This is a genomic window from Pseudonocardia zijingensis (genome assembly GCF_042657305.1).
Classification (GTDB): Bacteria; Actinomycetota; Actinomycetes; order Mycobacteriales; family Pseudonocardiaceae; genus Pseudonocardia; species Pseudonocardia zijingensis.
In genome coordinates, this window is record NZ_JBHSKO010000008.1 from 1 (window position 1) to 13,121 (window position 13,121).

The 13,121-nt window shown below is 72.7% G+C and carries 12 protein-coding genes; all 12 read right to left on the minus strand.

Annotated features, from left to right (window positions below; genetic code table 11):
• Positions 1-435: 435 nt before the first annotated feature.
• From tyrS to argC, 12 genes are read right to left on the minus strand one after another with little or no spacing between them, the layout of a single operon-like run.
• A complete protein-coding gene (gene tyrS / locus ACFPL3_RS17655; protein WP_343943428.1) occupies positions 436-1,707 on the minus strand; it encodes a tyrosine--tRNA ligase in 1,272 nt (423 codons plus the stop codon).
• A 33-nt stretch (positions 1,708-1,740) separates the two neighbouring features.
• On the minus strand, positions 1,741-2,718 hold the full coding sequence (locus tag ACFPL3_RS17660; protein ID WP_343943429.1) for an iron-siderophore ABC transporter substrate-binding protein: 978 nt from the start codon (positions 2,716-2,718) through the stop codon (positions 1,741-1,743).
• 19 nt (positions 2,719-2,737) lie between these two features.
• Positions 2,738-3,373: a DNA-3-methyladenine glycosylase gene (locus ACFPL3_RS17665; protein ID WP_343943430.1), complete on the minus strand. Its 636-nt coding sequence runs from the start codon at positions 3,371-3,373 to the stop codon at positions 2,738-2,740.
• Entirely contained in the window at positions 3,366-4,604 is a 1,239-nt protein-coding gene (locus ACFPL3_RS17670; protein ID WP_343943431.1) for an aspartate aminotransferase type Ic, read from the minus strand. The genes ACFPL3_RS17665 and ACFPL3_RS17670 overlap by 8 nt, the downstream gene beginning before the upstream one ends.
• A complete protein-coding gene (argH, locus tag ACFPL3_RS17675; RefSeq protein ID WP_343943432.1) occupies positions 4,601-6,013 on the minus strand; it encodes an argininosuccinate lyase in 1,413 nt (470 codons plus the stop codon). Before argH ends, ACFPL3_RS17670 begins: the two co-directional genes overlap by 4 nt.
• Positions 6,013-7,446: an argininosuccinate synthase gene (gene argG, locus ACFPL3_RS17680; protein WP_343943433.1), complete on the minus strand. Its 1,434-nt coding sequence runs from the start codon at positions 7,444-7,446 to the stop codon at positions 6,013-6,015. The genes argH and argG overlap by 1 nt, the downstream gene beginning before the upstream one ends.
• Before the next feature lie 38 nt (positions 7,447-7,484).
• Complete coding sequence (locus ACFPL3_RS17685) at positions 7,485-7,955, minus strand: arginine repressor (protein WP_379589359.1); 471 nt, start codon at positions 7,953-7,955, stop codon at positions 7,485-7,487.
• Positions 7,937-8,857 (minus strand): ornithine carbamoyltransferase, encoded by a 921-nt coding sequence (argF, locus tag ACFPL3_RS17690; protein WP_343943435.1) that lies wholly within the window; start codon positions 8,855-8,857, stop codon positions 7,937-7,939. Before argF ends, ACFPL3_RS17685 begins: the two co-directional genes overlap by 19 nt.
• Positions 8,850-10,022, minus strand: a complete 1,173-nt coding sequence (locus ACFPL3_RS17695; RefSeq protein WP_343943436.1) for an acetylornithine transaminase — start codon at positions 10,020-10,022, stop codon at positions 8,850-8,852. The genes argF and ACFPL3_RS17695 overlap by 8 nt, the downstream gene beginning before the upstream one ends.
• On the minus strand, positions 10,019-10,909 hold the full coding sequence (gene argB / locus ACFPL3_RS17700) for an acetylglutamate kinase (RefSeq protein ID WP_343943437.1): 891 nt from the start codon (positions 10,907-10,909) through the stop codon (positions 10,019-10,021). Before argB ends, ACFPL3_RS17695 begins: the two co-directional genes overlap by 4 nt.
• Entirely contained in the window at positions 10,893-12,053 is a 1,161-nt protein-coding gene (argJ, locus tag ACFPL3_RS17705; protein WP_343943438.1) for a bifunctional glutamate N-acetyltransferase/amino-acid acetyltransferase ArgJ, read from the minus strand. Before argJ ends, argB begins: the two co-directional genes overlap by 17 nt.
• On the minus strand, positions 12,050-13,075 hold the full coding sequence (argC, locus tag ACFPL3_RS17710) for an N-acetyl-gamma-glutamyl-phosphate reductase (RefSeq protein ID WP_343943439.1): 1,026 nt from the start codon (positions 13,073-13,075) through the stop codon (positions 12,050-12,052). The genes argJ and argC overlap by 4 nt, the downstream gene beginning before the upstream one ends.
• Positions 13,076-13,121 lie beyond the last annotated feature (46 nt).

Here is a 13,121-nt window from a genome sequence, read left to right on the forward strand (position 1 = left end):
CAAAAACTGGCCCTACAATTGCGCCGAGGACGGGGCCTCGACGACTTAATGTTCAAACTGGCACAAAACCAGTCCATGAACAAGCTCGACACACTGTTGAGTTCTCAAGAGACACCCGCACACCATCACGATCCTTGCGGACCGGGTCCGGGGCAACTTTTACAGAGTACGTGGTCCTGGGCGCGGAGTCAAGCTCCGCCAGGCCCACTCCTTCAGGCTAGCACCGAGGTGCTCGGCCTTCCGGGGCGGCCGCCGTGTCCGGGGGCTGACTCTGGGCCGGAGATTCCGTCCCGGTCTGTCGTGCTGCCCTCCGTGGCGACGAGGAGAAAGTTACACACCCCCGTCAGAGGCCCTCACACCGGGGGGGTCCTTTTTGCATCTGCGCTGGTCAGAGGCGGTGCGACGCCCCTCGAGCCGCGAGGGGCGTCGCACGGCTCAACTCGCGCGGACGCCGGCGAGGTTCCGCTTGCCCCGGCGCACGACGGCCCATCCCCCGGCGAGGAGGTCCGTCTCGGCGAGGGTCCACCCCTCGTCGGGGATCTTGGAGTTGTTCACGTACGCCCCGCCCTCCCCGACCGTGCGCCGGGCGGCGCTGCGGCTCTCCACCAGGCCGGTGGAGAGCAGGAGATCGACGATCGTGGGCCGTTCGCCGAGCGACACGTCGGCGTGCGGCACCTCGGCCAGTGCGGCGTCGAGCGTGCCCGCGTCGAGTTCCCGCAGGTCCCCGCGGCCGAACAGCGCGGAGCTCGCCGCCACCACCTGGTCCGTGGCGCGCTGCCCGTGGACGAGGGTGGTGAGCTCCGCGGCCAGCCTGCGTTGCGCGGCACGCGCGTGCGGCCGTTCATCGACCTCGCGCTGCAGCTCGTCGATCTCCTCGCGGGTGAGGAACGTGAAGTACCGCAGGTACCGGATCACGTCGGCGTCGGCGACGTTCACGAAGTACTGGTACCAGGCGTACGGCGAGGTCATCTCGGGATCGAGCCAGATGCTGCCCCCGCCGGTGGACTTGCCGATCTTGCGTCCCTCGGCGTCGGTGACCAGCGGTGTGGTGAGGGCGTGCACGGCACGGCCCTCGACCTTCCGGATCAGGTCCACCCCGCCCACGATGTTGCCCCACTGGTCGGACCCGCCGATCTGCAGCAGGCAGCCGTACTCGCGGTGCAGGTGCAGGTAGTCCTGGCTCTGCAGCAGCAGGTAGCTGAACTCGGTGTACGACATGCCGTCGCCCTCGAGCCTGCGCCGCACCGTCTCCCGGTTCAGCATCACGTTGATCGAGAAGTGCTTGCCGATGTCACGCAGGAACTCGAGGGTGGTCTGGCTCCCGGTCCAGTCGAGGTTGTTGACGACGACGGCGCCGCTGGGTCCGTCGTGGAAGTCGACGAAGCGCTCCAGCTGGCCCCGGATCCGGCCCGCCCACTCGCGCACCGTGTCGGCGCTGTTCAGCGTCCGCTCCCCCACGTCGCGCGGATCACCGATCAACCCGGTGGCGCCGCCCGCGAGGACGATCGGCCGGGCCCCCGCCTGCTGGAACCGGCGGAGTGTGAGCAACAGCATGAGGTTGCCCGCGTGCAGGCTCGGCGCCGTGGGGTCGAACCCGGCATAGAGGGTGAGCACGCCGCCGTCCAGATCCCGCCGCAGCGCGTCGAGGTCGGTGCTCTGCGCGATCAGGCCGCGCCACTCCAGCTCGTCGAGGATGTTCGTTCCCACCCGACGATCCTCCCGCACGTCAGCGGGCTCGCGTCAGCCGCCCAGGTGCGCGGCGAACTCGGCGGGCAGCTCGTCGAGCAGCGCGGGGAGGCTCAGCACGCTGCTGAAGGTCAACGCGACTCCCTGCTCCTCGGTGAGCTGCACCACGCGGTTCTCCCGGCCGACGCGCAGCGCCGGGTAGCCGGGCTGCGCCTCGAGGGCGGCGTTCTCGTTGCCGGGGATCTCCAGCCACCCGACGACGTCGTTCTCGTCGAGCAGCCCCAGCCGTTCGTTGCTGATGTCGGCGTAGAAGTTGTCGCCCGCGAGCTCGTCGAACGTGGCGGGCACGGTGAACCCGAGCGAGGTCAGGAACCGGCCGCGGTTGTCCTCGGAGGTCCAGACGAAGTAGGAGGTGTTCGTCGCGCTGGAGGCGGCGATGGCGGCGCGGCGGCCCGCGAACTGCGGGTACTGCGCCCGCACCTCCTCGAACCGCGCCTCGAGGTCGCCGATCACGCGCTCCGCCTCCGCCGTGCGGCCCAGGGCGGTGGCGATCAGCCGGGTGGAGTCCTGCCAGGCGATCTGGAACGGGTTCACGCCGGCCGGGTGCGCGATGGTGGGGGCCACCCGCGAGAAGGTGTCGTACTCCTGCTGGTCGAGCCCGGCGGACACCGCCACGATCAGGTCCGGCTGCAGAGCGGCCACCGTCTCGGCGTTGATCTCCTCGCCCACCAGGACCTGTGGCTGCTGGCCCTGGAGGCGGTCGCTCGCCCACGGCCACGTGGCCGACGGCCGGTTGCCGGTGAACTCGCGGATGGCCACGGGCACTACTCCCAGGGCCAGGATCGCGTCCTGGTCGGTGTAGCCGAGGGACACCACCCGCTGGGGCGTCCCGGTGATCTCCGTGGTGCCGAACGCGTGCTCCACGGTGACCGCGGCGCGCGCCTGCGCCGGCGGAGCCGATCCACCCCCGCAGGCGCTGAGCAGGACGACGGCGGCGAGGAGGGCCACGCAGGCACGGACATGGACGATCACGAGTGAAGGTTAGGCTGCCCTATCTATTCCGTCCAGTCGACGTGACGGGCGCGCCACGGCCGGGTCGGTACGGGCTCACCGCGGGCGAGCCGTCGAGCCAGAACCGCCACGGCCGTTCGTGGGCGGCGGCCACCCCGACCCGTGGGCCGGTGCGCACGAGGGCCGGGTCGACCGGCGGACCGGCCAGCAGCCGGACCGGAGATGCGGGGTTCGTCACGTCCACCCCGTTGTGCTCGCGTCCCAGCCCGAGCAGCGACGCGAGCCGGGCCGGGCCGCGGGCGAGATCATCATCACGTCGCGCGGTGGGCCGCCGGACGCGCGCCACCGCGAGGTCCGAGACGACCTCGCCCGCCCGCAGCAGCACCGCCCCGGCCTCCCCGTCCTCCAGCGCCGTGACGTTGGCGCAGAAGTGCATGCCGTAGACGAAGTAGACGTACAGGTGGCCGGCCGGGCCGAACATCACACCGTTGCGGGCCGTCCGCCCGCGGAAGCTGTGCGAGGCGGGGTCGTCGGCGCCGCGGTAGGCCTCCACCTCGACGAGCCGGACGGCCACGGGACCCTCCGGCGTGTCCGAGACGACCGTGCAGCCGAGCAGCCGGCCGGCCGCCTCGAGCACGTCGACGGCGAGCTCCTCCCGCGGGAGGAGGTCACCCACGTTCGGAGAGTGCCAGCCGCACGCACACCACCACGCCCTCCATTGCCTTGCGGACCTCGGGCAGCGGCGGGAACGTGGGCGCGAGCCGGATGATGCTGTCCTGCGGGTCCTCGCCGTAGGGGTGCGTGGCGCCGGCCGGGGTGAGCGCGAGTCCTGCCTCCTTCGCGAGGCGGATGATCTCGGTGGCGGTGCCCTCCGGCACGGTGAGCGTGACGAAGTACCCACCGGCCGGCTTGGACCACTCGATGCCGGGGGTGTCGGCGAACTCACGCGTGAGGATCTCGTCCACCACGGCGAACTTCGGCGCGATGATCTCGCGGTGGCGGCGCATGTGCGCCCGCAGACCGTCGGCGTCGCGCAGGAACCGGACGTGGCGCAGGTGGTTGGTCTTGTCCGGGCCGATCGTGCGCTTCGAGGTGAGGCGGATCCACCAGTCGACGTTCTCCGCCGACGCGCCGAGGAACGCCACCCCGGCACCGGCGAGTGTGATCTTCGACGTGGAGCCGACGACGAACGGCCGGTCCGGGTGGCCCGCCTCCGCGGCGAGCGCCAGCACGTCGGCGATCTCCGCCTCGTGCTCGGTGAGGTGGTGCACGGCGTAGGCGTTGTCCCAGATGATCCGGAAGTCCGGCGCGGCGGTGGGCATCGACGCGAGCCTGCGCACCGTCTCGTCGGAGTACACCGCGCCCGTGGGGTTGGAGTACTTCGGCACGCACCAGATGCCCTTGACCGTGGCGTCGGCCGCCACGAGCTGCTCGACGACGTCCATGTCGGGCCCGTCGTCGGTCATCGGCACCGGCACCAGCTCGATCCCGAGCCGCTCGCACACGCCGAAGTGCCGGTCGTAACCCGGCACGGGAGCGAGGAAGACGACGCGCTCCTCGTCGGCCCAGCGGCGCTCGGCGCCGGGCAGCGGGCTGAGCAGCGCGTGCACGAGCGTGTCGTGCATCAGCTCGAGGCTCGAGTTGCCGAACGCCACCAGCTGCTCGACGGGCACCTGCAGGAACGGCGCGAAGATCGCCCGCAGCTCGGGCAGGCCGTGCAGGCCCCCGTAGTTGCGGGTGTCGGTGCCGTCGGCGGCGCGGAAGTCGTCGCCGGGCAGGCTCAGCATCGGGGTGGCGAGATCGAGCTGCTCCGACGACGGCTTGCCCCGGGTGAGGTCGAGCTTCATCCCCTCGGCCTGGAGCTTCTCGTAGGCGGCGCGGGCGTCGGCCGCCCCCGGCGTGGTCATGCTGGTCCTCCAGAGTCGGTGAGGGCCTGCCGCGCGGTGGCCGCGGCGGCGCGCAGTTCGGTCAGCTGCTCGGCCACGCGCTCGCCCGCCGTGCCGCCGCGTGCGGCCCGGGACGCGATCGAGCCTGCCACGCTCAGCACCGATCGCACGTCGGGGGTCAAGGCCGGGTGCACCGCGGCCAGCTCGGCGTCCGTGAGGTCCTCGAGCCCGACGCCCCGCGCCTCCGCCGCGCGGACGCAGCCGCCTGCGGCTTCGTGCGCCACCCGGAACGGCACGCCCTGGCGCACCAGCCACTCGGCCACGTCGGTGGCGAGCGTGAAGCCCGCCGGGGCGAGCTCGGCGAGCCGCTCGGTGTGGAACTCCGACGTGGCCATCATCCCGGCGACGGCCGGCAGCAGCAGGTCGAGCTGCTCGACGGAGTCGAACAGCGGCTCCTTGTCCTCCTGCAGGTCACGGTTGTACGCCAGCGGCAGGCCCTTGAGGGTGGCGAGCAGCCCCGCGAGGTTGCCGATCAGCCGGCCCGCCTTGCCGCGCGCGAGCTCCGCGACGTCCGGGTTCTTCTTCTGCGGCATGATCGAGCTGCCGGTGGAGAAGGCGTCGTCGAGCGTGACGTAGGAGAACTCCGCCGTGGCCCACACGATCACCTCCTCCGCGATCCGGGACAGGTCGACGGCCACCATGGCGAGCACGAACGCGGCCTCGGCGGCGAAGTCGCGCGACGCCGTGCCGTCGATCGAGTTGGCCGACGAGGAGTCGAAGCCCAGCTCGGCGGCCACGGCCTCCGGGTCGAGCCCGAGCGACGATCCGGCGAGCGCCCCCGACCCGTACGGCGACACCGCGGCGCGCCGGTCCCAGTCGCGCAACCGGTCGACGTCGCGCAGCAGGGCGTGGGCGTGCGCGGCCAGGTGGTGGGCGAGAAGGACGGGCTGGGCGTGCTGCAGGTGGGTGCGGCCGGGCATGGGCGCGTCCGGGTGGGCCTGCGCCTGCGCGACGAGCGCGTCGACGACGTCCAGCACGCCGGCGCCGACCCGGCGGGCCGCGTCGCGCAGCCACATCCGGAACAGCGTGGCCACCTGATCGTTGCGCGAGCGCCCGGCGCGCAGCTTGCCGCCCAGCTCCGGCCCGGCCCGCTCGATCAGGCCGCGCTCCAGCGCGGAGTGCACGTCCTCGTCGTCGGGCGCCGGTCCGAACGCGCCCGATTCCACGTCGGCGGCGAGCTTGGCCAGCGCGTCGAGCATGCCGGCCAGCTCGTCGTCGGTGAGCAGACCGGCCCCGTGCAGCACGCGGGCGTGCGCCATCGAGGCACGCAGGTCGTAGGGCGCGAGCCGCCAGTCGAACTGCGTGGACTTCGACAGCGCGGCCAGCGCGTCGGCCGGGCCGGAGGCGAACCGGCCGCCCCAGAGGGCCATCAGTCCGTCCCCGCTTCCAGGGCCGCGTCGTCGAGGGAGCGCTCCGAGTCGGGCTCACCGGCGCCGTCGGCCGCCGCGATGCGGTCGAAACCGCCCGAGGGCAGCTCGCCGAAGAGCGTGCCGTGCTCCACGAGCACCGTGCCCTGCTCCGTCGGCTGCCCGGCGTAGGCCTCCAGCTTGGCGCGGGAGTCGGCGATGTCGAGGTTGCGCATGGTGAGCTGGCCGATCCGGTCGACCGGCCCGAAGGCGGCGTTCTCGACGCGCTCCATCGACAGGCGGTCGGGGTGGTAGGAGAAGCCGCTGCCCTGCGTGTCGAGGATCGTGTAGTCGTCGCCCCGGCGCAGCCGCAGCGTGACGGTGCCGGTCACCAGCGAGGCGATCCAGCGCTGGATCGACTCGCGCACCATCAGCGCCTGCGGGTCCAGCCAGCGCCCCTCGTAGAGCAAACGGCCGAGCTTGCGGCCCTCGTTGTGGTAGTTGGCGACGGTGTCCTCGTTGTGGATCGCGTTGACCAGCCGCTCGTAGGCGACGAACAGCAGCGCCATGCCGGGCGCCTCGTAGATGCCGCGCGACTTGGCCTCGATGATCCGGTTCTCGATCTGGTCCGACATGCCCAGGCCGTGGCGCCCGCCGATCCGGTTGGCCTCCAGCACGAGCGAGACCTTGTCGGCGAACCGCACGCCGTTGATCGCCACCGGGTACCCGGCCTCGAACGTGATCGAGACGTCCTCGGCGTCGATCCGCACCGACGGGTCCCAGAACTTGACGCCCATGATCGGCTCGACGGTCTCCAGGGACACGTCGAGGTGCTCGAGCGTCTTGGCCTCGTGGGTGGCGCCCCAGATGTTCGCGTCGGTGGAGTACGCCTTCTCCGCCGAGTCGCGGTAGGGCAGCCCGTGCGCGGTGAGCCACGTGCTCATCTCGTGGCGCCCGCCCAGCTCCTGCACGAAGTCGGCGTCCAGCCACGGCTTGTAGATCCGCAGCTCCGGGTTGGCCAGCAGGCCGTAGCGGTAGAACCGCTCGATGTCGTTGCCCTTGAACGTGGAGCCGTCGCCCCAGATGTTCACGTCGTCGGCCTGCATCGCGCGCACCAGCAGCGTGCCGGTGACGGCGCGACCCAGCGGCGTGGTGTTGAAGTACGTCCGGCCCCCGGAGCGGATGTGGAAGGCCCCGCACGCGAGCGCCGCCAGGCCCTCCTCCACCAGCTGGGGCTTGATGTCGACCGCGCGGGCGATCTCGGCGCCGTACTGCTTCGCGCGGGCGGGGACACCGGAGATGTCCGACTCGTCGTACTGCCCCAGGTCGGCGGTGTAGGTGCAGGGGATCCCGCCCTTGTCGCGCATCCAGGCGACCGCCACGGACGTGTCGAGCCCTCCGGAGAAGGCGATGCCGATGCGCTCGCCCTTCGGGAGGGAGGTCAGGACCTTGCTCACGGGTTGGGTGCTCCTTGCTCGGATTCTCGTTCAGGGCGTCAGAGTTCACGCAGGCGCGCGACGAGCTCCGCCCCGGTGAGGGGCTCGCGGGCCACCACCAGGAGGGTGTCGTCGCCCGCGATGGTGCCGACGATGTAGTTCAGGGCAGCGCGGTCCAGCGCGCTCGCCAGGTACTGGGCCGCACCGGGCGGGGTGCGCAGGACCGCAAGGTTCCCACTCGCGTCCGTGGACGTGAGCACCTCCCCCAGCAACCGCGACAGCCGGGCGGTGCCGCCCTCGACGCCGCGGACCGGGCTGCCGTCGTCCGGGATGACGTAGGCGCCGCGGACCTTGAGCGCGCCCAGCTCGTCGAGGTCGCGCGACAGCGTGGCCTGCGTGGTGGCGATGCCGTCCTCCTCCAGGAGGGCGAGCAGCTCCGTCTGGCTGTGCACCGCCCGGTCCCGGATCAGCTCGACGATCCGGGCCTGGCGGGCCGCGCGCGTCCCCGTGGTCACGACCGGAGCAACCACGTCAGGAGTGCCTTCTGGGCGTGCAGCCGGTTCTCGGCCTCGTCCCAGACGGCGCTGCGCGGACCGTCGAGCACGTCGTCGGTGATCTCGTCACCGCGGTGGGCGGGCAGGCAGTGCAGCACGATCGCCTCCGGCGCGGCCCGCTCCAGCAGCGCCGCGTTGACCTGCAGCGGCCGGAACGGGGCGGCGCGGTCGAGCCCGTCGTCCTCCTGCCCCATCGACACCCAGGTGTCGGTGACGAGGACGTCGGCGCCGTCGACGGCGGCGTGCGGGTCGGCCACGAGCTCCACGCCCCCGCCCGTCTCCGAGCCCCGGTTCTTCGCGTCGCGCAGCACCGCGCCGTCGGGCTGGAACCCCTCCGGCGCGCACACGCGGACGTGGATCCCGGCCGTGGCGCCGCCGAGCAGCAGCGAGTGGGCCATGTTGTTGGCGCCGTCGCCGAGGTAGGTCAGCGTGAGCCCGGCCAGCCGGCCGAACCGCTCCCGGACCGTCTGCAGGTCGGCGAGCACCTGGCAGGGGTGGAACTGGTCGGTGAGCGCGTTGACCACCGGCACCGTGGCGATCGCCGCCATCTCCTCGATCCGCGACTGGTCGCCGGTGCGCCACACGATCGCGTCGACGAAGCGCGACAGCATCCGCGCGGTGTCGCCGATCGTCTCGCCGCGGCCCATCTGGCTGGACCGGGCGTCGACGATCAGCGGGTGCCCGCCCAGCTGCGCGATCCCGGCCTCGAACGACAGCCGGGTGCGGGTGGAGGGCTTGTCGAACAGCACCGCGACCGGGCGCGGCCCGGCCAGCGGCCGGTGGGCGTACCGGTCGCGCTTCATCGCGTCCGCGAGGTCGAGCACCTCGGCCTGCTCGGCCGGGGTGAGATCGTCGTCGCGCAGGAGGTGCCTAACCATCGTTCGCCGCATCCAGGAATCCGGGGAAGGCCGCCAGGAACTCGCGGGCCTGCGCCTCGGTGAGCACGAGCGGCGGCACCAGCCGGGTGCGGTCGGGCACCGCGTTGTTGACGAGGAACCCGCCCGCGCGCGCCGCCGTCGCCACCGCGCCGGAGACGGGCTTGCGCAGGCCGATGCCGATCAGCAGGCCCGCGCCGCTCACGTCGGAGACGAGCGGGTGGCCCAGCGCCTCGATCGAGGTCGCGATCTCCTTGCCGACCTGCGCGACGTGGTCGAGCAGGCCGTCGGCGGCGATCGTGCGCAGCACGGCGAGCGCGGCCGCGGCCACCACCGGGTTGCCGCCGAACGTGGTGCCGTGCTGGCCGGGGGTGAGCAGCTCGCCCGCGGCGTCGATCCCGATGCACGCGCCGATCGGCAGACCGCCGGCGAGGCCCTTCGCGAGCGTGATGACGTCGGGCACCACCCCGGCCTGCTGGAACGCGAACCACGAGCCGGTGCGGCCGATCCCGGTCTGCACCTCGTCGAGCACGAGCAGCGCTCCGTGCTCGGCAGTGATCCGGCGCGCCGCCTGCAGGTAGCCCTCCGGCGGGTTGATCGCCCCCGCCTCACCGAGGATCGGCTCCAGGAACACCGCGGCCGTGTCGGCGTCGACCGCGGCCTCCAGCGCCGCGGCGTCGCCGTACGGCACGTGCTCCACACCCGGCGTCATCGGCGCGAACGGGGCCCGCTTCGGCTCCTGGCCGGTGAGCGCGAGCGCGCCCATCGTGCGGCCGTGGAACGCGTTCTCGCAGGCGATGATCTTCGGCCGGCCGGTGCGGCGGGCCATCTTGAACGCCGCCTCGTTGGCCTCGGCGCCGGAGTTGCTGAACACCACGCGGCCCGGCCGCTCGACCAGTTCGAGCAGCTTCTCGGCCAGCTCCAGCGGGGGCTCGGTGATGTAGAGGTTGGACGTGTGGCCGAGCTTCTGGATCTGCTGCGTGACGGCCTCGACCACGGCCGGGTGCGCGTGGCCCAGCGCGTTGACCGCGATGCCGCTGACCAGGTCGAGGTAGCGGTTGCCGTCGACGTCCCACACCTCGGCGCCGCTGCCGCGCACGAGCGCGAGCGGCGGGGTGCCGTAGTTGGCCATCATCGCGGCCTGCCACCGCTGCGTCAGTTCGCTCATGGGGTCACCATCGTTCCGACTCCCTCAGTGGTGAAGACTTCGAGCAGCACCGAGTGCGGCACCCGCCCGTCGATCACGTGGGCCTGCGGCACGCCACCGCGCACCGCCCGGAGGCAGGCCTCCATCTTGGGCGCCATCCCGCTCGCCAGGCCGGGCAGCAGCGGCTCCAGCTCATCGGCGGTGAGGGCGCTGATCACCGACTCCGGGTCGGGGTAGTTCGCGAAGAGCCCCGCCACGTCGGTGAGCACGACGAGCTTCTCCGCGCCCAGCGCCGCGGCCAGCGCGGCGGCCGCGCTGTCGGCGTTGATGTTGTAGACCGTGCCGTCGCCGTCCGGGGCGACGCCGGCGACCACCGGGATCCGCCCGGCGTTCACGATGTCGACCACGGCGTCCGGGTTGACGTGCACCACGTCGCCGACCAGACCGATGTCCACGGCCTCCCCGTCGACCAGCGCGTTGCGCTTCTCCGCGGTGAACAGCTGAGCGTCCTCGCCGGACAGGCCCACGGCGTACGGGCCGTGCTGGTTGATCAGCCCGACCAGCTCCCGGCCCACCTGCCCGACCAGCACCATCCGCACCACGTCGATGGTCTCCGGCGTGGTGACCCGCAGCCCGCCCCGGAACTCGGCGGGCAGGCCGAGCCGGTCGAGCATCGCGGTGATCTGCGGGCCGCCGCCGTGGACGACCACCGGGTGGATGCCCGCGAGCCGCAGGAACACCATGTCCTGCGCGAACGCCTGCTTGAGCTCCTCGTCGACCATGGCGTTGCCGCCGTACTTCACCACGACGATCTTGTCGTGGAACCGCTGCAGCCACGGCAGCGCCTCGGCCAGGACGCCGGCCTTCTCACCCGCCCGGCTGAGCCGCTCCTCAAGAGGAATACGCACTGTTCTCCTCGACGTAGCCGTGGGACAGGTCGGTGGTGAGGATCTCCGCCGCGCCGTCGCCGAGCCCGAGCCCGATCTCGACGAGGACGTCCGCGCCCTTCAGGTCGGCGGCGGACCGGTCGGCCGCCGCCACGCCGCCGCGGCACAGCTGCACCCCGTTGATCGTGACGTCGATGCGGTCCGGGTCGACCTGGGCGTCGGAGTAGCCGACGGCGGCCGCGATCCGGCCCCAGTTCGGGTCGGAACCGAAGAGCGCGGTCTTCACCAGGCTGTCGCGCGCCACCGTGCGGGCCACCGTGACGGCCTCGTCCTCGGTGGCGGCACCGGCCACGCGCACCGTGATGCGCTTCGTGACGCCCTCCGCGTCGGCCTGCATCTGCCGCGCCAGGTCTTTGCACAGGTCACGCAGCGCGGCGGTGAACGCCTCGGGGTCGGGCTCCACCCCGGATGCCCCCGACGCCAGCAGCAGCACGGTGTCGTTGGTGGACATGCAGCCGTCGATGTCGAGCCGGTCGAAGCTCACCCGCACGGCAGAGCGCAGGGCCGCGTCCAGCGCGGGCGCGTCGAGCACGGCGTCGGTGGTGACGACCGTGAGCATCGTGGCCATCGACGGCGCGATCATCCCGGCGCCCTTGGTGAACCCGCCGATGCTCCAGCCCGCGGGGTCGGCGTGCCCGGCCTCCTTGGGCACCGTGTCCGTGGTGAGCACCGCGGTGGCGGCGGCCAGCCCGGCCGCCGCGTCGGCGCCGAGGGCGGCGTGCGCAGCGGCGACCCCGCCGAGGACGTTGTCGCGCGGCAACTGGGAGCCGATCAGGCCGGTGGAGCAGACCGCGACCTCCACGGCGCCGCACTCGAGCAACTCGGCCGCCTTCTCCGCGGTGGCGTGGGCGGTCTGGAAGCCCTCCGGGCCGGTGCAGGCGTTGGCGTTGCCCGCGTTGAGCACGACCGCGCGCAGCCGTCCGGTGGCGAGCACCTGCTCCGACCACAGGACGGGCGCGGCCTTCACCTTGTTGCGGGTGAACACGCCCGCGGCGGCGTGCTGCGGGCCGTCGTTGACGACGAGCGCGAGGTCGGGGCGCTCCCCGGTGCGGATGCCCGCCTCCACGCCGGCGGCCCGGAAGCCCTTCGGTTGCGTGACACTCACGGCGCCACCCCCGTGACCGGGAGGCCCGCGGTCTCGGGCAGGCCGAGCGCCAGGTTCATGCACTGGATCGCGCCGCCCGCGGTGCCCTTGGTGAGGTTGTCGATCGCGGCGACGACCACCAGCCTGCCCGCGTCGGCGTCCACGACCACCTGCAGCTGCACCGTGTTGGCGCCCAACGTGGCCGCGGTGGCCGGCCAGCTGCCCTCCGGCAGCAGGTGCACGAACGGCTCGTCGGCGTAGGCCTTCGCGTACACCTCCACGGCGTCGGCGGTGGACGCCGTGGTGCGCGCCGAGCACGTGGCGAGGATGCCGCGCGGCAGCGGGGCGAGCACCGGCGTGAAGCTCACGCTCACCGGCACCCCGGCCGCGGCCGACAGGTTCTGCGCCATCTCCGGCGTGTGCCGGTGGACCCCGCCCACCCCGTACGCCGACAGCGAGCCCATCACCTCGGCCCCGAGCAGGTGCGGCTTGGGCGACTTGCCCGCGCCGGACGTGCCGGTGACGGCCGTGACCACGACCTCCGGGTCGACGATGCCCGCGGCCAGTGCCGGGGCGAGCGCGAGGCTGACCGCCGTGGGGTAGCAGCCGGGCACGGCGACCCGCTTCACACCGCGCAACGCATCCCGCGCGCCGGGCAGCTCGGGCAGCCCGTACGGCCAGCTCCCCGCGTGATCTCCGCCGTACCAGCGCTCCCAGGCCGCCGGGTCGGCCAGCCGGTGGTCGGCGCCGCAGTCGATCACCACGGTGTCGTCGCCGAGCTGCGCCGCGAGCTCCGCCGACCTCCCGTGCGGCAGCGCGAGGAAGACGACGTCGTGCCCGGCCAGCGTGTCGGCCGTCGTGTCCTCCAGCACGCGGTCCGCCAGCGGGAGCAGGTGGGGCTGGTGCGCCCCCAGGCGCGTGCCCGCGCTGCCCCCCGCCGTGAGTGTCCCGATCTCCACGTCCGGATGCCCGAGCAGCAGCCGGAGGAGCTCTCCCCCGGCGTACCCGCTCGCGCCCGCCACCGCTACCCGCACCATTCGCATGACTATGCGCGATCACGCAAGACAATGCAAGGCGATTTCGTCACAC

What these genes read in the sequence shown, in the direction of transcription:
- ACFPL3_RS17670 (WP_343943431.1), bottom strand. Translation starts at nt 4,604, where the DNA reads ATGACCACGCCGGGGGCGGCCGACGCCCGCGCCGCCTACGAGAAGCTC.
- argH (WP_343943432.1), bottom strand. Translation starts at nt 6,013, where the DNA reads ATGGCCCTCTGGGGCGGCCGGTTCGCCTCCGGCCCGGCCGACGCGCTG.
- argF (WP_343943435.1), bottom strand. Translation starts at nt 8,857, where the DNA reads ATGGTTAGGCACCTCCTGCGCGACGACGATCTCACCCCGGCCGAGCAG.
- ACFPL3_RS17695 (WP_343943436.1), bottom strand. Translation starts at nt 10,022, where the DNA reads ATGAGCGAACTGACGCAGCGGTGGCAGGCCGCGATGATGGCCAACTAC.
- argC (WP_343943439.1), bottom strand. Translation starts at nt 13,075, where the DNA reads ATGCGAATGGTGCGGGTAGCGGTGGCGGGCGCGAGCGGGTACGCCGGG.